Genomic DNA, 21,508 nt, shown 5'->3' on the forward strand with positions numbered 1-21,508 from the left:
ATGTTGCTGGCCCAAAGCCTTGCGGTGCCCGGGGAGACACAGGCGCTCCTACTCGACATGGATGGCGTGCTCATCGACTCACTCGCGCTGGACTTCGGAGTGGTCGAGCGGTTGCTGCGCCGACATGTCGCGGCGTCTGTACCGCTTGAGACGATCAGGCGATACTTCCCCCACTCGCTGCCAGACTTCTGGGCACACATCGCCGCCTCCGTCGGCGTGGAGCTGACTGAACGGGAGATCGCCGATCTGGTCAGCAGCCACGAGGTGGAACGGCTTTCGGCGGCTCCGGACGTGCACGCCGGAGTCCTCGAACTCCTGCGCGATGCCAGGTTGGCGGGCCTGCGGCTGGCGGTGGTGTCCAACAACCCCAAGCGCGATGTCGAGCGGATGCTGGCGTCGGCGAAGCTGCTCGATCTGGTCGATGCCGTCGTCGGCAACGACGCGCCCGGAATGGCGAGTAAGCCGGCGCCGGACCCGTACCTAGCCGCTGCGGCCGAAATCGGCGTTGCCCCAGGTAGGTGCGTGGCCATCGAGGACTCCGTGCTCGGCCTCCAATCGGCCCGAGATGCCGGTTGCTACACCATCGGCGTGGCAACCGGGGCCAGCAGCCTGGACGAACTATCGGGCTCGGGGCTCGCAGACCGCTGCCACAGTGACCTACGCCCGAATACTGTCTCGCTGGGTCGGGAGGGTATTACATGTAAGTCGCTCGGCACCCCGAATGACTTCGTCAGCCACATGGTTGAGCACATCGCCTGGCGGCTCGGTTGCTCCATCGAACTGCACTGGAACAACGACGACTGGGGCGCGCTCGGGACGGCTCTGGGAACTGAGATCGCCCGAATGCCGCGGCTGGTCGACAGCGCGGCGGCGCTGGGCATGATCGATGACGGTAGTGCCGAGGTTCAGCTCCGGGTTGACTCGAAAGGTGGCGCGTCGTTCCGGTCGTCACCGCAGGTCGACCTGGACTGGTTCCTTTCGGTCCGCTGCGAGCAGCTCCCGCAGGGCGGGCCGCTGGTCGATCTATTGGATGCTCTGGGTCGCGCTGCCGGACTGCGGATCACCGTCACTGTCGCTAGCTTCGAGGACCCGCACCACACCTGGGAGGGCGTCTACCGGGCGGTCGGCATCGCGCTTGACCGAATGTGCAACCCAACGGTCGAGGAAAGCCCGTTGGTGGTGAGCACCAGCCCGGTTCCCGAGTACAGCGGTGAGCGCGCCGTCGAGAGGGGATGGCGGGTGGAGTCGCTGTCGACTGGCTCGGTCCGGCTGAGCCGTGCGACCGCCGAGAGTGTGGTGGCGGTTGACGTGTCGATGGGCAACCCGGGTGCTGACGTGTTCATTGAGGTCGCCGACTCGGTCCGGGTCACCGGCTTCGCCGGACTGGTGAACGCCTTTGCGCGTGAAGCCGGCCTTCGGGTTTCGGTCCGTTTTGAGGCAACCCGGCTCAGTTCCAGCCATGTGGTCACCGAGGACGTCGGCCTGGCACTGGGCCGAGCGTTGCGGTACCTCGCGATCGAGCGGATCAGCGAGGTCGGGATCTATGGTGCCGGTTCCAACGTACGCGCTCTGGCCGACCTGGATCAGCCGGTACGCGTCGGCATCAGCATGGAGGGCCGGAAGTTCTGGAAGTACGTGCCGCTCGACCAGACCTATCCTGAGTTCCGGCGGGCCTTCCTGATCGGCCACGACCTGTGCGGTGACCTGTTCAGCGAGGACTTGGACGATTTCGTCGACGGGTTCGCGGGCGGTTTGCAGGCCAGCGTCATGCTGCACATCCGCTCCGACGTCGGCGCCGAGAAGGGCTGGCCGCTGGTCTTCGCCGCGATGGGTGAGGCTACCCAGGAGTTGTTGTCGGTGAACCCGTACCGTAAGGCACTGGCACCCGGGGTTAAGGCGACGCTCGCGTGAAGCCCCAGGTGCCGGAAAGTGCACTGACGTTCCCCTCCGCCTTACTTGAGGCTAACCCTTACGTGCCCGACTGGGCCGGGCAGGATCGTCGTGGGCTGATGCGACTGGACCGCAACGAGGCACCCGGGCCGCTGTCGCCCACGGTGGCGGAGGCGGTGTGCGCGTACGTCCGGGATGCGGGTGTCCACAGCTACCCGGAGTATCCACAGTTGGCGTCCGCTCTGGGTGGGTACTGCGGTGTTCCGTCCAACTGGATCCTGCCAACCAACGGATCGGATCAGGGCATCGACATCTGCATCCGGGCCTTCCTGCGGCCCGGGGCATCGATGGTGGTGGCACGCCCCGAGTTCGTCATCTTCGGCCACGCCGCAGGGTTAGCCGGCGGGTCGGTCGTCGGCGTTCCGTACCCGAACGACCTCCGCTATCCCTACGAGGAGTTCCGGGCCGTTGTCGCCGCCCGGAAGCCCGACCTCATCGTGTTCGTCAACCCGAACAACCCGACGGGTACGCCGGTCGATGTCGAGTTCATCGCGGAGATCGCCCGGTCAGCTCCCGGCGTTCCAGTCCTGGTGGACGAGGCTTATTACGAGTTCACTGATGCCACTGTTGTTCCGTTGATCCCGGAGCTGCCCAACCTGATCGTGTTGCGGACCTTCTCCAAGGCGTTCGCCATGGCGGGCCTGCGGCTCGGATATGTCGTCGCGGTGCCGGAGGTGGTCGAGCAGCTGGTCAAGCTCCGAAATCCGTTCGACGTTAACTCCCTCGCCGTGGTCGCCGGCCTGGCGCAACTGGCACGCCTGCGGGAGATGCGCAGCATGGTCGACGAAATGATGGGCGACACGAAGCCCGAAGTGGTGGGCTTCTTCCGGGACCAAGGGGTGGTTGTCCATCCAGGGGCGGCGAACTTCTTGTTGGTCCGGCCCAGGTGCCCCGAGGAGACGGTGGCTGCTCTGCGTGCGGCCGGCATTCTCGTTCGCACGATGACCCATCCGCTCCTGGCAGGAATGTTCCGGATGAACCTCGGCACGCACCAGGAGATGACCAAGCTGATGAATGTCTATCGCGGTGTACTGAACACAGGGCTGGGCCCGGAGACGGAGCGATGAAGGTGCGAGTCAACCGATACGAGCTGAACGAGCTCTCTGCGTCGGCCCGCCGTGTCCTGATGCAGCGGGTTCGCGCTGACTACGCCTCCATCGAGGGCACCGTTCGTGACATCGTCGATGACGTCCGTCGGCGCGGTGACACGGCACTGGTTGAGCACACCGCCCGCTTGGACGGGGTGACCCTGGCTCCCGAGCAGTTGCGTGTCACCGAGGCGGAGTTCGAGGCAGCCGAGTCCAAGGTTGATCCCGAGGTGCGGGCTGCTCTGGAGAAGGCGATCGCCAACATCCGGCACCACCACCAAGCGCAGCTTCCCCAAGCGACCTGGATGCAGGAGGTGCGGCCTGGGGTGCTCGTCGGCGAGCGCTGGACACCTATCACGTCCGTGGGTCTGTATGTCCCTCGAGGCAAGGGCTCGTTCCCCTCGGTGATGACCATGCTATGCGCGCCCGCGGTGATCGCCGAGGTGCCGGACATCGCTGTCTGCACCCCGCCGGGCGCGGACGGCAGCGTTGACGACGCCTCACTGGTCGCCGCGGCACTCTGCGGGGTGCGCACCATCTACAAGATGGGTGGCGCACAGGCGATCGCCGCCTTCGCGTACGGCACAGAGACGGTTCAGCGGGTCGAGAAGATCGTTGGTCCCGGCAACCAGTACGTCTCCGCCGCCAAACGGGTCGTCTACGGTGACGTCGACCCCGGTCTGCCGGCTGGCCCGAGTGAGTCGGTGGTCCTCTGCGACGGGGCGGCCAACCCGGCGATTGCGGCTCGTGAGCTGCTGGTCGAGGCCGAGCATGGCCCGGACTCGGCCGCGTTGCTGGTGACCCACTCCCGCTCTCTGGCCGATGCGGTCGAGGAGCTACTGCCGTCGCTCCTCCGCTCCCTGCCGCAGAAGCGTCGGGAGTTCTGCGAGACGGTGCTGAGCAACTTTGGCGGCATCGTGCTCACCGCCGACGAGGCCGAGTCGGTGCGGTTCGTCAACGAGTACGCCCCGGAGCACCTCAGGGTCCTCATGACGGACCCGTTCGACAAGCTGGCCAAGCTGACGAACGCTGGGGAGATCCTGCTCGGAGAGAACACCTCCATCCCGTTCGGTAATTTCGCCATGGGCGTCAACGCGATCCTGCCGACGGGCGGAACGGCACGCAGCCAGTCCTGCGTCGGAACGCTGGACTTTTTGAAGCGCTCCTCCTTTGCCTACGTGTCGGACGAGGGGGTGCTGGAGGTAGGACCGACGGCGGTCACCCTGGCTACCTACGAAGGCTTCCCCGCCCACGCCGCTGCGGCGACGTATGTGGTGGAGAGCGCGTTAGCGCGTCGGGATGCTATGGGAAGTTGAGCGGGACCTGGGCCGTTGTGCTTTGATCCTCGATCAGTCGGCCAAGGTGGGCCAGCTCGGCCGTCAGCTTGTGCCTGGCGGCCGAGCGGCGCGCCTTCGCCAGCAGCCGGTTGGCGGAGGCGTACTGCCCGGACGAGCGCAGCGCCAGCGCGAAAGCCCGGGAACACTGCACCGCGCTGTGGCGCAGCTGGCGGGCCTCGTAGATCGAGCTCGCCTGCCGGTAGGCGTCGAGGTCTATGTCGCCCTGCGCGCGGCGTGCCTCTGCGAGCCCCAGGGTGGCGTGCCCGACCTCGGTCTCACTCCCGGTGCTCCGGAACCGAAGAATGGCGTCGTCGTAGAGCCGGACGGCGTCGCTCAGGTGACCGGTCGCGCGTTGGGTCTCCGCTAGCCCGAGCAGTGCCCAACCCTCGCTGCGCACGTCCCCGACCTGGCCGCAGCGCTCAAGCCCGTCAAGGTGGTGTCGTGCAGCGGTGTCGTACTCACCGATGAGCCGAGCCACCTCGCCCAGGCCCCACAGCGCGTAAGCGTGGCGTTCCTCGTTCTCCCGCGACACGGCCCGTTCCAGTGAACGCTGATAGGCCAACCGAGCGGCAGGCCATTCCTCAATGAGGCGGTGCACCTCGCCGATACCGAACTCGGCCTCGATGAGGCCGGTCTGGTGCAGGCAAATGCGGAACGCGTCTTCCGCCTCCCGGTATCGCCGCTCCGCTGCCGGGTAGTTAGCGCGCAGGCGTTCCAGTTTCGCTCGGCCCAAGCTCGCCCAGCCGGCTTCCTGGGCGGCGACCGCAGGTTCCTCGGTGCGCCCGGCGCGGGCCGCCCGGGCGGCCGCACCGTACTCTCGGTCTGCCTCCACGTAGCGGCTGGCCATCCGAAACACATCGGCCCGCCGATTGTGCATCGCGGCGGCGGTCAGGTTGCCCTCCTGTGCGCGCAACGCGTTTGCCCAGTGTTTCGCCGCCTGCTCGTAATTGCCCCGGATGCTTTCAAAGCTGGCCATCACGGCATGCAACTTTGGTAACCAACTGGCTGCCGTCGGAGATTCCGCTATTACGCGGTCGACGGCAGCCCCCAGCGCCCCTGCGCCGCCACGGGCTATAATCTCGTCGCGCTCAGCGAACAGTAGGCGGACCGCCTCCTCGTGCTCCCGGGCATCCATCAGTAGCCGGGCTGCGGCGAGCGAGAAACCACTGGCCTGCAACTCCGCGGCCGCGCGCATCCGAGCCTGCGTGACGAGCTCCTGATCGGTGGTCGCAAGTACCGCGCGTGTCACGTTGGAATGGATCTGAAACACGCCGTCGACAGCCATCACTAGCGGCGGGCTGTGGGTGAGCGTGTCTAGCGTCGCCGCGAACGACTCGATGGCTGCAGTCCGTTCGATCACATCGCGCGTCACCGGAGCGGCGATTACGGCCAGCGCCAGCAGGATCCGTTGAGCACCCTCGGGGATCTCGGCCATGTAGCGGTTCAGCCAATATCGGTGCAGTTCGGCTGGCTCACCGGCCTCAAGCCGGCCGCGCTCTGCCGACTTCTGCCAGCCCGGTGTGCGAACGAACTGCTCGACGCAGGTGATGTCGGAGGCCAGATCCGTCAGCCAGGCGGCGGTTGCCGGCGACACCTCGATCCCGTGCAGGCCGAGGTATGGAGAGACCTCGTCTGCGGCCAGGCCGGCCACTTCGGTGACGGGGACATTCAACGATGGTGAGGGCCGGTCCCACGAAGTTAGAACGACGAGTGATTCCCCTGCTCCGGTGGCCCAAAGCAGTTCGGCGAGCAGGTCGATGACCGCCTGGGCGTTCGCGCGCTGGGGAACGTGGCAGTTGTCGATAACGATGACGTGACGGCCGTGCCGTACGGCGGACACGACTGCTCGTCGCGCGGGCGAGATGTCGCGTGCGAACGAGTCGTCAATGCACGCGTCGATGGGTTCGAGAACGCCCTGATGTTCAAGCAGGTGCAGGGCGAGCCTGATCACTAGGTGCTCCGGCGAGCGGTTCGCCGGCGGCTCGAAGTCGTACCAAAAAACGGAATCGACGACGTCGCGTTGTAGCAGGTCACGGACCAGTTCGACGGCGAGGACCGATTTACCGCTTCCAGGGGGCCCGTGCAGCAGCATCCCGCCGCCCACGCCGTTCATCAATCCGTCGTGGACCTCCCGCACCAGTTGGCGCCTGCTGAGATGACACTCGGGCAGACTCAGCGGCGCCGGAGCGGTACCCAGGCGGGAGAGTTCGGGGTGGGTTGAGACGAGGTGGGTCACCGCCTGCCGGCGCCAAGCCGCCGCGAGCTTGTCGAGGTCGATGCCGAGTGCTTCGGCTGGTAGAGCCGAACGGTCGAGCAGCGCGGCGTCGGCGGTCAGCCGCTCGTCCTCGCGGAACCCGACCACCGAGCCGACTACGGTGTGGCTTCGCAGGTCAATGACCGGCCCCCCGCTCTGCCCCTGGCTGCGGACCGAGAAGGCGACCCGGAAGCGACGCCGGTCGGGAACGGCACGAAGGAACTCGCCGCTGAGCGATCCGAGCCCGGCCTCGCCGCCACCCACGACCGTGAACCCGTACACCCGGAGCGGTGCACAGTCGATGTCCTCCGCAGTCAGTCGACCCGGCGTGCTGAGTGGCAGGTATCCGGACGGCTCCAAGTCGAGCTTCAGTAGAGCCCAGTCGGCTAGCCGGTCGTGACAGCCCGACGGACAGTATGCGCGGGTGGTGACCGTTCTTCGATCGTCTGCAGTGGCGACGAGGATTTCCAAGGGGAAACTCTCGCCGTCGGCCAAGAAGTGCGATTTGACCGAATGGAAGGCGGTGATCAGATGACCGGCGGGAGAGATGAAGAATCCGGTGAAGACGCCGCCGTCGAGTTCGGGATCTCGCAACCGCACTACCGAGGACCGTGCCTGAACGGCGAGGAAAGTGCTCAGCGCTGAGGCATAGTCCATGGTCAGGCGGTAGCGACGGGAGGGACCGCCCCACAGAGACTGTCGAGATGCCGCCGGGTCACGAGTACCGCGGCCGTCGCCAGTGGGTCGACGACCATGTCGTTGGTCCCGGCCTTCGACAGAGTGCCCGCGATCAGTGCGATGAGAGCCAGTTCACTGAGCTGTTTGGTGCGATCGCTCAGTCGGGCGTAGCGGACCTGCTCGCAGAGAAGACGCTGGAGTTGGTTGCGGTGGCTGTGAAGCCACTGAGCGAAGAACTCCTGTATTTTGGCGGGGGAGGGAAGGTGTCCACCGGACAGGATGAGATCGGGGTCCTCCTCGCCTGCCAGGTAGCCGGCGTACCAGCGGCGGAGCGCCTCGTCCGGGTCGGCGAGTAGCGCGTCTACCTCGATCTCAGGGCTGGACACTGGACCTCCTCACGATGTCGAGCGTGGCGCCTTGGACCCGATGGTATATCCGATGCCCCGTAACCTTTCCCCCAGAGGGACGCGCCCGCGGCCTGCGCGGCGGCTGCCCCCGACCGATCCACTATCGTTGACGCGTGAATCGCTTCTTGCCGACGTTGCTGCTGATCCTGGCCGGGGTGCTGGTCGGTGGCACCTGGTCGCTTCACCGCCAGGGTGCGCCGAAGGTGGCGGTGCTGGTCACCGGGGTGCTCGCGGTGCTCGCCACGGTCGCCGGGGTGCTGCGGCTGCTGCCGGGGGGCGACGCGTGAGCGCCGTGGTGGTGCTCGACTACGGCTCGGGCAACCTGCGCTCGGCGGAGCGGGCGTTGGTCGCCGCCGGCGCGGACGTCCGGGTGACCGACGATCTGGCCGCCGCGGCCGCCGCCGATGGTCTGGTGGTGCCGGGGGTGGGGGCGTACGCGGCGTGCATGGCCGGGATCGAGGCGCTCGGCGCCGGCCCGGTGATTGCCGAGCGGGTCGCCGCCGGCCGTCCGGTGCTCGGCATCTGTGTGGGTATGCAGGTGCTCTTCGAGCACGGCGACGAGCACGGCGTGGTGACCAAGGGACTCGGGTTGCTGCCCGGCGGGGTGACCCGGCTGGCCGCCACCAGGCTGCCGCACATGGGCTGGAACACGGTCCGGGCGCCTGCGGAGTCGGTGCTGTTCGCCGGACTGACCGAGCAGAGCAGGTTCTACTTCGTCCACTCGTACGCGATGGGCGACCCGGCGGTGTTGGCCGCTGCCGGCGCCGTGGTGACCACCGCCCACCACGACACGGACTTCGTCGCCGCGGTGGAGCGGGGTCCGCTCTCGGCGGCCCAGTTCCATCCGGAGAAGTCCGCCGACACCGGTGCCGCGCTGCTGCGCAACTGGCTCGCCACGCTGCCCACCGGTGGCTGAGCGTCGGTGTCCGACGCCCGACTCGGGGGCGTCGCGGTGAGCCGGGAACGGGCCCGCCGGCGGGCAGAGCGGGAGGCGGAGCAGGCCCGGGAGCGGGCGGTACGGCAGCGTCGGGTGGCGCGCCGGCAGCGCCGTCGCGCGGTGGTCCGCCGGTTGACCCCTCGGCTGCGCCGGGGCCGCTCCGGGCGGCTGGCCCGGCACACCCGGGGTGAGCGGGCCGCCATCGTGCTGCTCACCGGTGCGGCGCTGATTCTGATCTGGTCGTTCGTCGACAACCTGGCGTTGCGGATCGCGCTGATCGTGTTGTTGCTGCTCGTACTGCCGGCGATCGTCGTGATCGCCCTGGACCGTCGTACCTGATCGAGGAGAAGACGTTGAGCCTCACCCTGTTACCCGCTGTGGATGTCGCCGACGGCCGGGCCGTCCGGCTCGTGCAGGGCGCCGTCGGAAGCGAGAGCATCTATGGCGAGCCGTTGGACGCGGCGCTGGCCTGGCAGCAGGACGGCGCGGAGTGGATCCACCTGGTCGACCTGGACGCGGCCTTCGGCCGGGGCACGAACGCGCACCTGCTCGCCGAGGTGGTGCGGCAGTTGGACGTGAAGGTGGAGCTCTCCGGCGGCATCCGGGACGACGAGTCGTTGCGGGCGGCGCTGGGCACCGGGGCGGCCCGGGTGAACATCGGCACCGCGGCGCTGGAGGACCCGGTGTGGTGTGACCGGGTGGTGGGGGAGTACGGCGACCGGGTCGCCATCGGGTTGGACGTGCGGGGTCACACCCTCTCCGCGCGGGGCTGGACGCGTGACGGCGGTGACCTGTACGAGGTGCTGGAGCGCCTGGACAAGGCCGGCGCGAGTCGGTACGTGGTCACCGACATCACCAAGGACGGCACCATGCGCGGTCCGAACCTGGACCTGTTGCGTGAGGTGTGTGCCCGCACCGACCGGCCGGTGATCGCTTCCGGCGGGGTGTCCACGCTTGACGACCTGCGGGCGTTGGCGAGCCTGGAGGCGATCGGGGTGGAGGGCGTGATCGCCGGTAAGGCGCTCTACGCGGGTGCCTTCACGGTGGCCGAGGCGCTGCGGACCCTGGCCGAGGTGTGACGTTCACCCGGCTCTCCTCGGGCGGCCCGTGGGAGCAGCACTACGGCTACTCGCGGGTGGTCCGGGCCGGCGATCGGGCCTTCACGGCCGGCTGCACGGCGACGGTGGACGGTCGGGTGGTGCACGTCGGTGACGCCGCCGCGCAGACCGCGCAGGCGCTGCGGATCGGGCTGGACGCGCTCGCCGAGGTGGGTGCGGAGCCGGGCGACGTGGTCCGGACCAGGATGTACGTGACCGACCGGCTGCACGCCGACGAGGTGGGCCGGGCGCACAACGCGGTCTTCGGCGCGGTGCGGCCGGCGGCGACGCTTGTGGTGGTGGCCGGTCTGTTGGACCCGGAGCACCTGGTCGAGGTGGAGTTGGAGGCGTACCTCGGCGATCGCTGAGGTACGCGCCCGACCGGCCTAGTGGCTGACCCGTGGCCCGATAGGTTGTGCACAACTTAATTGTGGGCTACGTTTCATCGGTGACCGATGACCTGGTGTTGCGCCGGCAGGTGTGCTTCGCGCTCTACGCCGCGTCGCGCGCCCTGACCGACGTCTACCGGCCGATCCTCGACGAGGTCGGGCTGACCTACCCGCAGTACCTGGTGCTGCTGGTGCTCTGGGAGCGCCCCGACGACGCCCCCGCGGTGTCCGAGCTGGGCGCCGAGCTGCAACTGGACTCCGGCACGCTCTCTCCGCTGCTCAAGCGACTGGAGGGGGCGGGGCTGGTGGTGCGACGGCGGTCGGCTCGCGACGAGCGGCGGGTCGAGGTCGTCCTCACCGAGCAGGGGCGGGCGCTGCGCGAGCAGCTCTGCGAGGTCCCGCTGCGCATCGCGCAGGCCACCGGGCTGGGCCTCGGCGAGCTGGTCGCGTTGCGCGACACCCTCACCCGGGTCACCGAGACCATCCACCGACAGAAGGAGCAGTGACTCTCATGCAGGTTCTCTACACCGCGTCCGCGACCGCCAGCGGCGATGGCCGCGACGGCCACGTCGAGACCTCCGACGGCACTCTCGCGCTCGACCTGGCCGTGCCGAAGGAGATGGGTGGCGCCGGTGGGGCCGCCAACCCCGAGCAGCTCTTCGCCGCCGGCTACGCGGCCTGCTTCCACAGCGCCCTGCGCCTGGTGGGCCGCCGCGCCAAGGCCGACGTGAGCGACTCCGTCGTCGCCGCCGAGGTCGGCATCGGCCCGAACGGCAGTGGCGGGTTCGGGCTCACCGTACGGCTCGTCGTCGACCTGCCCGCCGTCTCCCGCGAGACCGCCGAGCAGATCGTCGAGCAGGCCCACCAGGTCTGCCCGTACTCCAACGCCACCCGCGGCAACATCGACGTCGCGCTGACCGTCCGGGAGACCCTGGCCGCGTGAGCTCGCGACCCAGGCCCCCATCCGCGGACGAGAGGACGACCACCCCGTGACCGGCAATCGTGAGATCCACCTGGCCAGCCGCCCGCAGGGCTGGCCCACCGAGGACACCTTCCGGCTCGTCGAGACCGACGTCCCGACGCCCGGACCGGGCCAGATCGTGGTCCGCAACCAGTTCCTGTCCGTCGACCCGTACATGCGGGGACGGATGAACGACGTCAAGTCGTACGTGCCGCCGTTCGCCCTCGACGCCCCGCTCGACGGTGCGGCGATCGGCGAGGTGGTGGCCAGCGAGTCGGCCGACGTCGCCGTCGGCACCACGGTCCTGCACGGGCTGGGCTGGCGGGAGTACGCGCTGCTCGACGCCAGCGCCGCCCGGCCGGTCGACCCGAGCCTGGCGCCGGTCAGCGCGTACCTCAGCGTGCTCGGCATGCCCGGGCTGACCGCGTACGCCGGTCTGCTGGAGGTCGCCGCGATGAAGCCCGGCGAGACGGTCTTCGTCTCCGCCGCGGCCGGCTCGGTCGGCAGCCTGGTGGGCCAGATCGCCAAGCTCAAGGGCGCGGGCCGGGTCATCGGCAGCGCCGGCTCGGCCGCGAAGGTCGAGCGGCTGCGGGCCCTGGGCTTCGACGCCGCCTTCGACTACCACGACGGGCCGGTCCGTGAGTCGTTGCGGGCGGCCGCCCCGGACGGCGTCGACGTCTACTTCGACAACGTCGGCGGCGACCACCTGGAGGCGGCGATCTCGGCCATGAACCTGCACGGCCGGGCCGCGATCTGCGGCATGATCTCGCAGTACAACGCCACCGAACCGCCGGCCGCGCCGCGCAACCTGGCGCTGGTCATCGGCAAGCGGCTCACCCTGCGCGGCTTCCTGGTCAACGACCACAACAACGTGCGGGCGGAGTTCGTCCGTGACGTCGCCGGCTGGCTGCGCGAGGGCACGCTGTCCTACGACGAGACGGTCGTCGACGGCATCGAGAACGCCCCGGCGGCGTTCCTCGGCCTGCTGCGCGGCGAGAACCTGGGCAAGATGCTCGTTCGTGTCTGATCGGCACGGGGTGCGCGGCGGTCGGCCCGGTCGGGTCGGCCGCCGCGCCTCGCGCGGAGGATAGGGTGGCGGCATGACGGTGGCGGTACGGGTGATCCCCTGTCTCGACGTGGACGCCGGGCGGGTGGTCAAGGGCGTCAACTTCCTCGACCTGCGCGACGCCGGTGACCCGGTGGAGTTGGCCGCCGCGTACGACCGGGCCGGTGCGGACGAGCTGACCTTCCTCGACGTCACCGCGTCCTCCAGCGACCGGGGCACCATGCTCGACGTGGTGCGCCGCACCGCCGAGTCGGTCTTCATCCCGCTGACCGTCGGGGGTGGGGTCCGGCAGGTCGCCGACGTCGACACGCTGCTGCGCGCGGGCGCGGACAAGGTCGGTGTGAACACCGCCGCCATCGCCCGGCCGGAGTTGATCGCCGAGATCGCCGACCGGTTCGGCCGGCAGGTGCTCGTGCTCTCCCTCGACGTGCGCCGGGCGCCGACCGACGTCACCCCCAGCGGGTTCGAGGTCACCACGCACGGCGGCCGGCGGGGCACGGGCATCGACGCGGTGTGGTGGGCGCAGCGGGGGGCCGAGCTGGGCGCGGGGGAGATCCTGCTCAACTCGATGGACGCCGACGGCACCAAGGCCGGGTTCGACCTGGAGCTGATCGCCGCGGTACGGGCGATCGTGGACGTGCCGGTGGTGGCCAGCGGGGGTGCCGGCGAGGTGGCCCACTTTCCGCCCGCGATCGGCGCGGGCGCGGACGCGGTGCTCGCCGCCAGTGTCTTCCACTTCGGCGAGCTGACCGTGGCCGAGGTCAAGGACGCGCTGCGGGACAGCGGTCACCCGGTGCGCTGAGCCGGTCAGTGCCCCTCGGGTGACCGGCGCGGCGTGGGGATCGAGCGGACGGCGTACTCCTGGACGGCCGCGGCGTGGTCGGCCTCGTCCAGGCTCCAGTCGGCGCTGCCGGGCGCGTGTCGGCGGGTCAGCACGCCCTGCACGGTGTCCACCATGGTCGCCACGCCGGCGCGCGGGCGGCTGCGCCAGAGCTGCTCACCCTCGGCGGTGATCCGGAACCAGCCGTCGACGACACTTACCAACCCGGCCCCGACCAGCCGCTGGACGGCGGCCTCCACCTCGTGCCGCTGCGGAATCGCGTGGTTGAGGTGGTCGGCGGTGGAGAGCACATCGGTGAGGCGGACACCCTCCGGCCGGCGACTCGTCGCCGACCGACGGTGCCGGCCGGCTCCGCTCGCGATCACCAGCGACACGAAGATCCAGGCGTCCGTCCAGCGCCAACCGTTCTCCCCCATGCAGAGATGATGACGGCGCGCGTCGCGGAAGGGAACACCCACCCTCCCATCCGGTACGTGGCACCACCACCACGTACCGGTTCGCGGACGGTCGGTGAGGATTCAGCCGGCGGGGGTGGCCGGCGCGGCGTTACCGGGCGGGGGCGCGGCGCTGTCCGGCGCGGTGCCCTCCGGCACGGCGAACAGCGGGATGAAGAACTGGGCCAACGGCCCGATGGCCAGCGCGTACGCGACGGTGCCCACACCGACCGTGCCGCCGAGGAGCCAGCCGAGCGCCAGCACGGTGACCTCGATGACGGTGCGCACCAGCCGGACCGAGCGGCCGGGCCGGCGGGCCACGTACCCGGTCATCAGGCCGTCGCGGGGGCCGGGCCCCAGCCGGGCGCCGAGGTAGAGGGCGGTGGCGGCGCCGTTGGCGACGATCCCGGTGATCAGCATCGCGATCCGGACGCCGAGCGGGCCACCCGCGGGCAGCAGGGCCAGGGTGGCGTCGACGACCAGGCCGATCACCACGACGTTGCTGACCGTGCCGAGGCCGGGCCGCTGCCGCAGGGGGATCCAGAGCAGCAGCACCAGCGCGCCGACGGCGATGGTGACGGTGCCGAAGGAGAGGCCGGTCAGTTTGGACAGCCCCTGGTGGAACACGTCCCAGGGGTCGAGGCCCAGGTGGGAGCGGATCATCAGGGCCATGCTGGCGCCGTAGAGGGCGAGCCCGAGGTAGAGCTGGACCAGCCGCCGGACCGGCCGCTGCCGCAGATTGCCAATCAGTGCCATGCATGCCACTGTAGGTGCCAATCCTCGTCGAGGAAGAAGCCAATATTCGAGGAGTGGTCATGACTGGGCAGGTGCGCGGTGTCCAATTGGCCCGTCTGCTCGGTCAGTGGCATGCCCTGCCGGGCCGACGGCGCAGCCCCGACTACGCGGCTCTGGCCGGCGCGGTGCGCGGCCTGCTCGCCGACGGCCGGTTGCCGCTGGGCGTCCGGCTCCCGGCCGAACGGGAGCTGGCCGAGGCGCTGCGGATCAGCCGGACCACGGTCACCGCCGCCTACCGGCAACTGCGGGAGACCGGGCACCTGGCCAGCCGCCGCGGCGCCGGCAGTTGGACGATGCTGCCCGGCAACCACCGGGTCGCCAGCACCGGCCTGTGGACCCCGCTCGACGACCGGGACATGCTCGACCTCGGCGTCGCCGCGCTGGCCGCCCCGCCGCAACTCCTCACGGCCGCCCGGGCGGCCACCGAGGACCTGCCCCGATACCTGGGCGGGGCCGGTTACCACCCGACCGGCATCATCGAGCTGCGCGAGGCGGTGGCCGGCGCGTACACGGCTCGGGGTCTGCCGACGTCGGCCGACCAGATCATGGTCACCAGCGGCACCCAGCACGCCCTGGACCTGGTGTTGCGACTCGCGCTGGCCCCCGGCGGCAACGTCCTGGTCGAGTCCCCGACCTATCCCAACGCCCTCGCCGCGCTGGCCGGGCGACGCGCCCGGATCACCACCCACGGCCTGGCCACCGACGGCGGTGGTTGGGAGCCCGACCTGCTGCTGGGCAGTCTCCGGCAGACCCGGCCCATGCTGGCCTACCTGATCCCGGAGTTCCAGAATCCGACGGGGCACCTGATGCCCGCCGGACTTCGTGAGCGGGTGGTGGCCGCCGCCCACGCGGTCGGCACCGATCTGATCGTCGACGAGTCCTTCGTGGACCTCGCGCTGGACGGCACCGAGGTGCCGCCCCCGGTCGCCGTCTACGACCGGCACAGTCGGGTGATCAGCATCGGGGGGATGAGCAAGTCCTACTGGGGTGGCCTGCGGATCGGTTGGGTGCGCGCCTCCGCGCCCCAGGTGCAGCGGCTGGCCGCCGTCCGGGTCGGGGTGGACATGGCCAGTCCGGTGCTGGACCAACTGGTCGCGGTGCACCTGCTCGCCGACGCCGACTCGATCGTCGCCGACCGCCGCGTCCAGTTGACCGGCCAGCGCGACGCCCTGCTCGGCGCGTTGGCGCACCGGCTGCCGGACTGGCGGGTCACCGTGCCACGGGGTGGCGTGACGCTCTGGGCCGAGCTGGACGGCCCGGTCTCCAGCGCGCTGGCGCGGGCCGCCGAGGAGGTCGGCGTGCGGCTGGCGCCCGGCCCCCGGTTCGGCCTGGACGGCACGCTGGAACGCTTCCTGCGGCTGCCGTTCACCCTGCCCGCCGCTGACCTGGTGGAGGCCGTCGGGCGGATCGCCGCGGTCCGCTACGACCTGGACCGGACCGGACCGCAGCGGTGGCGGGAGCCGGCCGTCATCGCCTGAGCGCCTCGCTGCCACGAACGCCGGTGGCCCCGCACCCGAGCGTGGGTGCGGGGCCACCGGCGACGCGTCACAGCTCGGCGAGGGTGCCGGCGTACATCTTGTCGATCTCGCCCGCGAAGTTGCTCTCCACGCTACGCCGCTTGATCTTCAACGACGGGGTGATCTCGCCGTCCTCGATCGTCAGGTCGCGCGGCAGGATGGCCACCTTCTTGATCGTCTCCCAGCGGTTGAGCTTGGCGTTGAGCTGGGCGACGTACTCCTCGACCATCGTCTGGGCCTCGGCCGACGTGACGATCTCGGTGTAGCTGCGCCCTTCGAGCGGGCCGCCGGCGACCCAGCCGCGGATCGCATCCGGGTCCAGGGTGACAAGCATCGTGCAGAAGTTGCGCGCCTGACCGACGACGACCGCCTGCGAGGTGTACGGGCAGATGGCCTTGAACATCCCCTCGATGTGCGAGGGCGCGATGTACTTGCCGCCCGAGGTCTTGACCAGTTCCTTCTTGCGGTCGGTGATCCGTAGGTAGCCCTGCTCGTCGAGCATGCCGATGTCACCGGTACGGAAGAAGCCGTCCTCGGTGAACGCGGCGGCGGTCTCCTCCGGCAGGTTGTGGTAGCCGCGCATCACCGGCCGACCCCGCACCAGGATCTCCCCGTCGGTCTCGATCCGGCACTCCAGGTCGCCCATCGCCCGGCCCACGGTGCCGATCCGCAGACCCGTCGGCGTGTTGACGAAGCTGCCGGCGCTGGTCTCGGTCAGCCCGTAGCCCTCGGAGATCGGCAGGTTCGCCGCGGCGAAGAAGGTCGCGATCTCCGGGCTGAGCGGAGCGGCGCCGGACACCAGCACCCGTATCCGGCCGCCCAGACGGGCCTGGAGCTTGCTGAACACCAGCTTGTCGGCGATCCCGTAGCGCAGCTTCAGCCCACCCGGCACCGGCTTGCCGGCCTGCTCCAGGGTCACTTTCTCCTTGCCGACGCCGACGGCCCAGGCGAAGATCTTCGCCTTCGCGCCGCCGGCGCCCTGCGCGGTGGTCACGGCCTTGTTGTAGACCTTCTCGAACACGCGGGGAGCGCCGCACATCAGCGTCGGACGGATCACCGAGAGCAGATCGACGAGCCGGTCCACCCGCCCGTCGACGTAGGTGGGCAGGCCGACGTGGATGGCGCCGCAGAGCAGGGTCTTGCCGAACGAGTGGGCGAGCGGCAGCCACAGGTACTGCAGGTCGTCGTCGCGTATCAGCTCGCCCGCGGTCTGCGCCACGGCTTGCCAGCACCAGCCGCCGTGCAGCAGCTCGACGCCCTTTGGTTGGCCGGTGGTGCCGGAGGTGTAGATCAGCGTGGCCAGGTGGTCCGGGCCGATGCCGGCCACCAACATGTCGATCAGCTCCGGCTCGGCGGCCAGCGCCTGGGTGCCGCGCTCCTCCAGGTCGGCGAGCGTCAACTGCGCGATCGGGGCGTTCGGATCGACGGCGCCGTCGAGGAGCACCACGTGGGTGAGCGCGGGCAGGGTCGCCCCGGCGATCTTCGCCGCCTGGGCCGGGTTCTCCGCGAACAGCACCTTCGACCCGGAGTCGGCGACGATGTACGTCGCGTCGGCCGGCTCGGTGGTCGGGTAGACGGTGGTGGTCGCGCCGCCGGCACACATGATGCCGAGGTCGGCGATCACCCATTCCAGCCGGGTGTTGGCGAGGATCGCGACCGGGTCCTCCTGGCCGACGCCCAGGCCGTGCAGACCGGCGGCGACCGCCTTGGCGCGCTGGCCGACCTGCGCCCAGGTCAACCAGACCGGCCCCGAGTCGTCGGCGTTCGGGGACGCGAACGCGTGCCGGTCGGGGGTGGCCGCCACGCGCTTGAGAAACATGTCCGGGATGGAACGGTACGGTACATCGAGAGCCATCGCTGTAGCCGCCTTCGGGGGTGGTGACGTGACGGTCGTCACGCCATGATGGTTACCGAAGAGTATTGCCTGGCGCGGTGCGGCGGCTAGTCCGGGTGATCGTCCGGCCGAACTGGTACGGGCGAATCAGGCGTACCGGTCGGCGACGACTGACCAGTCGTAGGTGGCGCGGACCCAGTTTCGCCGTGCCGCGAGCGCGTGGCGCATGCCGTCGTCCCCGTCGGCCAGCAGCGCCTTCTCGACATCCAGGTACGCGGCCAGCCCCTGGTTGAACTGGTCCGCCGCGGCCCGCAGCGCGCTCGCCTCATCCGCGCCGCTGGCGCGGGCGAGCACCGTCACCAGGTTGTGCGCGTCCGGGTCGACCTGACTCTCCTTGCCGTAGGAGAAGAGGTCGTTGCACCAGCACACCAGGTCGACCGCCAGCAGATCCAGGGTGACCAGCGCCGGATGGGCGTGCTGGGCCGACCCGAGTGGCTGGGCCGCCGCCAGGTCGGTGAGTGTGAGGCACGGGCGTACGCCACCGATGTGCCGCCGCAGTTGGACGTACTCCGCCGCCTCGGGTACCCGCCGACGCTCCCGGTTGGCAGCCTCCCAGAGCAACGCCAGCAGGTACTCCCGCATCTGGCTGACGAACCGCAACAGCAGGGCCGGATTGTCGTGCAGCCGGGTGCGGCGGCACAGGTCGTGCAGCGCGTCACCGAGCGGCCCGACGGCGGGCGGTACGACGTCCGGGTCTCCGCAGCGGTCCAGCACGTCGATCAGGGTGCTGATCGCCGGCCCCAGCCGGGCCGGGTCGGCGCCGAGGCCGTCCTCGTCGCAGGCGTCATCCATCACGAAGAGCCAGCTGATCAGGTCGGTGAGCAGGCGCAACCCGTCCACCGACCCGTCCGGGCAGGCTCGGCCGGACAGGCCGGCGGCGTCGGCCCGTTGCAGCCGACGCACGCGCTGGCCGGAATCGACCAGCCCGAACGTGCGCGCCCACTCGACGCTCTCGCTCCCCACCTGCTCGGCGGCCGCGTGGCGCCCCGCACGAAATGGAGGCTCCCGCAGCGCCGAAATCGCAAAATTCCGCACAGTGCGCCCCCACTTCGTACCGCCCGGCGCGGAGCGGCGCGGTGAAGAGTACGGGAGGGGACATCAGCGTGTTTCGCTGGGTGTGCGCAACGCCACACTTGACTTGTGACCGCTTCAGCTCAGGGAGTCACATGCCCAGCTTGGCGGCGCGTAGCCGACGCGCGGCGTCCGTCGGCCCGTCCAGTTGGACCTTCGCCACCCGCTGCCGGCCGGACAGGAACAGGACCAGTTCGGCGGGGGCGCCGACCAACCGCAGCGGCTCCCCACCCCGGCCGACGGAGATCTCGCCGTGGCCGGGCGCCTGCACGTACAGGTCCGCCGGGAAGCGGCGCAGGGCCAGCCGGGCCAGCGGGGCGGCACGTTTCCACAGGGCGCTCTGCAGGCCGGCGGGCAGGTCGCGCCGTTGCCATCCGGAGCTGGCCCGCCGCACGTCCTCGTGATGGATGAAGAACTCCATCGTGTTGGCCAACTCGTCGGTCAGGGGGTTGCTGACCGGGCTCCACAGCGGCGGCCGTCGTACCTGCGCCACCAGCTCCGGGTAGGGCCGCGCGGCGAGTCGGCGACGCACCCGTTCGGCGTAGCCGCGCAGCGGCGGCAGCATGATCCCACCGGCGGCGTCCGGGCGGCGTTCCCGTAGCACCAGGTGCGCGGCGAGGTCACGGGTCGCCCACCCCTCGTTGATCGTCGGGGCGTCCGGCCCGAGGGCCAGCAGGAGATCGGCCAGCGCCTCGCGCTCGGCTCGGGCGTACCGCGGCATGCGCCGATCGTAGGCCCGGTGGCTCGTCGGCGCGCGACACCGGCCGCCGGCCCGTCGCCGGCCGCTCGTCGTCACCCGGTACGTGACGGTCGACATATCCGGTCCGGGTCGGCGGCGCTGGCCCGGACCGGTAAGGATGAGGGAGATAATTGCGGCTTACGGCGGGGGAAAGCGTGGCGAGCAAGACAAGTCGGGATGTGCTCAGCCGAGGGCTGGGCGTCCTGCGGCAGGCGATCCGCGAGCAGCCAAGGATCTTCACGGTCGCGGTCGTCGGCAGCGTGCTGTTCGGCGGGATGATCATCGTCAGCGCGCGGGTCGTCGGGACGGTCATCGGTGAGGTGGCGCTTCCGGCCATCGAACGCGGCGAGGTGGGCGCCGGCACCCTGGCGCTGGCCGCGGCCGCGTTGTTCGGGATCAGTGTGCTGCGCGTGGCGGGCATCTTCGGCCGCCGGCTCGGCGCCGGCTACATGCAGTACCGCCTCCAGGCCTCCTACCGCCGCCGGGTCACCCGTCGCTACCTGGAGCTGCCGCTGTCCTGGCACCACCGCAACTCCACCGGCACCCTGCTGTCCAACGCCAACTCGGACGTGGAGGCGGCCTGGTACCCGATCGCGCCGCTGCCGTTCGCCGTCGGCACGTTGGTGATGCTCGTCGGCGCGATCGTGTCGCTCTTCGCCACCGACTGGGCGCTGGCCCTGGTCGGGCTCGCGGTCTTCCCCGCGCTGTTCGCCCTCAACGTCGTCTACTCCCGCCGGATGGCACCCCGCCAGGCCCGGGCGCAGCGGCTGCGCGCCGAGGTCAGCGGGATCGCCCACGAGAGCTTCGACGGCGCCCTGGTGGTCAAGACGATGGGCCGCGAGGCCCAGGAGACCGCCCGGTTCGCGGGCCGCGCCGGTGAGCTGCGCGACTCGCTGATCGCGGTCGGCCGGCTGCGCGGCATCTTCGACCCGCTGCTGGAGACGCTGCCCAGCCTCGGCACCCTCGCCGTCCTGGTGGTCGGGGCGTTCCGGCTGCGCCAGGGCGCCATCAGCGTCACCGAGCTGGTCAGCGTCGCCTTCCTCTTCACCGTGCTGGCCTTCCCGGTCCGGGCCATCGGGTGGGTCCTGGCCGAGCTGCCGCGCAGCGTCGCCGGCTGGGACCGGGTGCGCCGGGTGCTCGACGCCACCGGCGAGATGCCGTACGGCCAGCGCGTGCTCGACCCGGCCAGCTCCGGCCCGGCCACCCTCACCTTCAGCGACGTGCACTTCTCCTACCCGCCGGCCGAGGCGCACGAGGTCGGCGCACAGGTCCTCGGTGAGGTCGGCTTCACGGTGCCGGCCGGTCGGACGGTGGCCCTGGTCGGGCCCACCGGCGCCGGCAAGTCCACGATCGCCTCGCTGGCGGTACGCCTCGTCGACCCGGACTCCGGCACCGTCGCCCTGGACGGGGTGGACGTGCGCGAGCTGACCGCCGCCTCGCTGGCCGGCACGGTGGCGCTGGTCGCCCAGGTGCCGTTCGTCTTCGACGACTCGGTACGCGCCAACATCGCCCTCGACCGGCCGGGCATCGACGACGAGGCAGTCTGGGCGGCGCTGCGGCTGGCCGAGGCGGACGGGTTCGTCGCCGCGCTGCCCGACGGTCTGGACACCATGGTCGGCGAGCGGGGCACATCGCTCTCCGGCGGGCAGCGGCAGCGGCTCACCCTGGCCCGCGCGCTGGCCGGCCGGCCGCGCCTGCTGGTGCTCGACGACGCGACGAGCGCGGTCGACCCGCGGGTGGAGGCGGCCATCCTGGCCGGGCTGCGATCGTCGACCGCCGAGCCGGGGGTGCCGGTCGCGTCGATCCTCGTGGTGGCGTACCGCCGGGCGACCATCGCGCTCGCCGACGAGGTCATCTACGTGGAGCAGGGACGCGTGCTCGCCCGGGGCACGCACAGCGAGTTGCTGGCCACCGTGCCCGGCTACGTCGACCTGGTCACCGCCTACGAGCAGGCGGAGGTCGAGCGCGCGCAGGAGAGCGCGTACGGCGACGAGGTCGTGCCGCTGCCCTCGGGCCTGGAGATCGAGGTGGACCGGTGAGCGCGAGGAGTGCA

At 70.5% G+C, this 21,508-nt stretch carries 21 protein-coding genes; 14 read left to right on the top strand and 7 right to left on the bottom strand.

Features of this window, described 5'->3' with window-relative positions; genetic code table 11:
- The 3 genes from AB0C01_RS16165 to hisD are packed head-to-tail and all read left to right on the top strand — an operon-like array spanning position 1 to position 4,354.
- Positions 1 to 1,911, top strand: a complete 1,911-nt coding sequence (locus tag AB0C01_RS16165; protein WP_357571485.1) for an HAD family phosphatase — start codon at positions 1 to 3, stop codon at positions 1,909 to 1,911.
- Positions 1,908 to 3,017, top strand: a complete 1,110-nt coding sequence (locus tag AB0C01_RS16170; RefSeq protein ID WP_357571486.1) for an aminotransferase class I/II-fold pyridoxal phosphate-dependent enzyme — start codon at positions 1,908 to 1,910, stop codon at positions 3,015 to 3,017. Before AB0C01_RS16165 ends, AB0C01_RS16170 begins: the two co-directional genes overlap by 4 nt.
- On the top strand, positions 3,014 to 4,354 hold the full coding sequence (gene hisD / locus AB0C01_RS16175; protein WP_357571487.1) for a histidinol dehydrogenase: 1,341 nt from the start codon (positions 3,014 to 3,016) through the stop codon (positions 4,352 to 4,354). The genes AB0C01_RS16170 and hisD overlap by 4 nt, the downstream gene beginning before the upstream one ends.
- On the opposite strand, the gene AB0C01_RS16180 is transcribed toward hisD, so the two are convergent.
- Both AB0C01_RS16180 and AB0C01_RS16185 read right to left on the bottom strand, forming a co-directional pair.
- The gene (locus tag AB0C01_RS16180) at positions 4,341 to 7,286 is read right to left on the bottom strand and encodes a trypsin-like peptidase domain-containing protein (RefSeq protein ID WP_357571488.1); all 2,946 of its coding nucleotides are present in this window, start codon (positions 7,284 to 7,286) and stop codon (positions 4,341 to 4,343) included. The two genes, hisD and AB0C01_RS16180, sit on opposite strands and share 14 nt — an antisense overlap.
- A gap of 2 nt (positions 7,287 to 7,288) precedes the next feature.
- Positions 7,289 to 7,693: a hypothetical protein gene (locus tag AB0C01_RS16185; RefSeq protein ID WP_357571489.1), complete on the bottom strand. Its 405-nt coding sequence runs from the start codon at positions 7,691 to 7,693 to the stop codon at positions 7,289 to 7,291.
- Positions 7,694 to 7,827: 134 nt separating this feature from the next.
- On the opposite strand from AB0C01_RS16185, the gene AB0C01_RS16190 reads away from it, so the two are divergent.
- From AB0C01_RS16190 to hisF, 9 genes are all read left to right on the top strand, one after another.
- On the top strand, positions 7,828 to 8,001 hold the full coding sequence (locus AB0C01_RS16190; RefSeq protein WP_357571490.1) for a hypothetical protein: 174 nt from the start codon (positions 7,828 to 7,830) through the stop codon (positions 7,999 to 8,001).
- On the top strand, positions 7,998 to 8,630 hold the full coding sequence (gene hisH, locus AB0C01_RS16195) for an imidazole glycerol phosphate synthase subunit HisH (RefSeq protein WP_357571491.1): 633 nt from the start codon (positions 7,998 to 8,000) through the stop codon (positions 8,628 to 8,630). Before AB0C01_RS16190 ends, hisH begins: the two co-directional genes overlap by 4 nt.
- A gap of 36 nt (positions 8,631 to 8,666) precedes the next feature.
- Entirely contained in the window at positions 8,667 to 8,990 is a 324-nt protein-coding gene (locus AB0C01_RS16200) for a hypothetical protein (RefSeq protein WP_355032713.1), read from the top strand.
- 14 nt (positions 8,991 to 9,004) lie between these two features.
- Positions 9,005 to 9,730 carry a bifunctional 1-(5-phosphoribosyl)-5-((5-phosphoribosylamino)methylideneamino)imidazole-4-carboxamide isomerase/phosphoribosylanthranilate isomerase PriA gene (priA, locus tag AB0C01_RS16205; protein WP_357251113.1) on the top strand — a complete coding sequence of 242 codons (726 nt, stop codon included), beginning with the start codon at positions 9,005 to 9,007 and terminating at the stop codon, positions 9,728 to 9,730.
- Positions 9,727 to 10,116: a RidA family protein gene (locus AB0C01_RS16210; protein ID WP_357571492.1), complete on the top strand. Its 390-nt coding sequence runs from the start codon at positions 9,727 to 9,729 to the stop codon at positions 10,114 to 10,116. Before priA ends, AB0C01_RS16210 begins: the two co-directional genes overlap by 4 nt.
- 80 nt (positions 10,117 to 10,196) lie before the next feature.
- Positions 10,197 to 10,643 (top strand): MarR family transcriptional regulator, encoded by a 447-nt coding sequence (locus tag AB0C01_RS16215; RefSeq protein WP_357571493.1) that lies wholly within the window; start codon positions 10,197 to 10,199, stop codon positions 10,641 to 10,643.
- 5 nt (positions 10,644 to 10,648) lie between these two features.
- The gene (locus tag AB0C01_RS16220; protein WP_357251120.1) at positions 10,649 to 11,080 is read left to right on the top strand and encodes an organic hydroperoxide resistance protein; all 432 of its coding nucleotides are present in this window, start codon (positions 10,649 to 10,651) and stop codon (positions 11,078 to 11,080) included.
- A gap of 46 nt (positions 11,081 to 11,126) precedes the next feature.
- Positions 11,127 to 12,125, top strand: coding sequence for an NADP-dependent oxidoreductase (locus tag AB0C01_RS16225; protein WP_357251123.1), 999 nt, complete (start codon positions 11,127 to 11,129; stop codon positions 12,123 to 12,125).
- Positions 12,126 to 12,198: 73 nt separating this feature from the next.
- Positions 12,199 to 12,966 (top strand): imidazole glycerol phosphate synthase subunit HisF, encoded by a 768-nt coding sequence (gene hisF / locus AB0C01_RS16230; protein WP_357251126.1) that lies wholly within the window; start codon positions 12,199 to 12,201, stop codon positions 12,964 to 12,966.
- A gap of 5 nt (positions 12,967 to 12,971) precedes the next feature.
- On the opposite strand, the gene AB0C01_RS16235 is transcribed toward hisF, so the two are convergent.
- Positions 12,972 to 13,421, bottom strand: coding sequence for a hypothetical protein (locus tag AB0C01_RS16235; protein ID WP_357571494.1), 450 nt, complete (start codon positions 13,419 to 13,421; stop codon positions 12,972 to 12,974).
- Positions 13,422 to 13,523: 102 nt separating this feature from the next.
- Positions 13,524 to 14,195: a hypothetical protein gene (locus AB0C01_RS16240; RefSeq protein ID WP_357571495.1), complete on the bottom strand. Its 672-nt coding sequence runs from the start codon at positions 14,193 to 14,195 to the stop codon at positions 13,524 to 13,526.
- 59 nt (positions 14,196 to 14,254) lie between these two features.
- Between AB0C01_RS16240 and AB0C01_RS16245 the strand changes: the two genes are divergently transcribed.
- Positions 14,255 to 15,712, top strand: a complete 1,458-nt coding sequence (locus tag AB0C01_RS16245) for a PLP-dependent aminotransferase family protein (protein ID WP_357571496.1) — start codon at positions 14,255 to 14,257, stop codon at positions 15,710 to 15,712.
- A gap of 67 nt (positions 15,713 to 15,779) precedes the next feature.
- On the opposite strand, the gene AB0C01_RS16250 is transcribed toward AB0C01_RS16245, so the two are convergent.
- The 3 genes from AB0C01_RS16250 to AB0C01_RS16260 all read right to left on the bottom strand — a co-directional run bounded on the left by AB0C01_RS16250 (position 15,780) and on the right by AB0C01_RS16260 (position 19,437).
- The gene (locus tag AB0C01_RS16250) at positions 15,780 to 17,606 is read right to left on the bottom strand and encodes a long-chain fatty acid--CoA ligase (RefSeq protein ID WP_357251137.1); all 1,827 of its coding nucleotides are present in this window, start codon (positions 17,604 to 17,606) and stop codon (positions 15,780 to 15,782) included.
- 126 nt (positions 17,607 to 17,732) lie between these two features.
- Positions 17,733 to 18,608: a terpene synthase gene (locus AB0C01_RS16255; protein WP_357251140.1), complete on the bottom strand. Its 876-nt coding sequence runs from the start codon at positions 18,606 to 18,608 to the stop codon at positions 17,733 to 17,735.
- A 199-nt stretch (positions 18,609 to 18,807) separates the two neighbouring features.
- On the bottom strand, positions 18,808 to 19,437 hold the full coding sequence (locus tag AB0C01_RS16260) for a TIGR03085 family metal-binding protein (RefSeq protein WP_357251143.1): 630 nt from the start codon (positions 19,435 to 19,437) through the stop codon (positions 18,808 to 18,810).
- Positions 19,438 to 19,610: 173 nt separating this feature from the next.
- On the opposite strand from AB0C01_RS16260, the gene AB0C01_RS16265 reads away from it, so the two are divergent.
- Positions 19,611 to 21,494, top strand: a complete 1,884-nt coding sequence (locus AB0C01_RS16265; RefSeq protein WP_357251146.1) for an ABC transporter ATP-binding protein — start codon at positions 19,611 to 19,613, stop codon at positions 21,492 to 21,494.
- Positions 21,495 to 21,508 lie beyond the last annotated feature (14 nt).

Origin of the sequence: Micromonospora sp. NPDC048905 (assembly GCF_040649655.1) — a bacterium.
Lineage (GTDB): Bacteria > Actinomycetota > Actinomycetes > Mycobacteriales > Micromonosporaceae > Micromonospora.

Bases quoted from the DNA above. Each gene is read 5' to 3' on its own strand.
- hisD (WP_357571487.1), top strand. From the start codon at position 3,014: ATGAAGGTGCGAGTCAACCGATACGAGCTGAACGAGCTCTCTGCGTCG.
- AB0C01_RS16180 (WP_357571488.1), bottom strand. From the start codon at position 7,286: ATGGACTATGCCTCAGCGCTGAGCACTTTCCTCGCCGTTCAGGCACGG.
- AB0C01_RS16245 (WP_357571496.1), top strand. From the start codon at position 14,255: ATGACTGGGCAGGTGCGCGGTGTCCAATTGGCCCGTCTGCTCGGTCAG.
- AB0C01_RS16220 (WP_357251120.1), top strand. From the start codon at position 10,649: ATGCAGGTTCTCTACACCGCGTCCGCGACCGCCAGCGGCGATGGCCGC.
- AB0C01_RS16235 (WP_357571494.1), bottom strand. From the start codon at position 13,421: ATGGGGGAGAACGGTTGGCGCTGGACGGACGCCTGGATCTTCGTGTCG.
- AB0C01_RS16240 (WP_357571495.1), bottom strand. From the start codon at position 14,195: ATGGCACTGATTGGCAATCTGCGGCAGCGGCCGGTCCGGCGGCTGGTC.
- AB0C01_RS16260 (WP_357251143.1), bottom strand. From the start codon at position 19,437: ATGCCGCGGTACGCCCGAGCCGAGCGCGAGGCGCTGGCCGATCTCCTG.
- AB0C01_RS16250 (WP_357251137.1), bottom strand. From the start codon at position 17,606: ATGGCTCTCGATGTACCGTACCGTTCCATCCCGGACATGTTTCTCAAG.
- AB0C01_RS16165 (WP_357571485.1), top strand. From the start codon at position 1: ATGTTGCTGGCCCAAAGCCTTGCGGTGCCCGGGGAGACACAGGCGCTC.
- hisF (WP_357251126.1), top strand. From the start codon at position 12,199: ATGACGGTGGCGGTACGGGTGATCCCCTGTCTCGACGTGGACGCCGGG.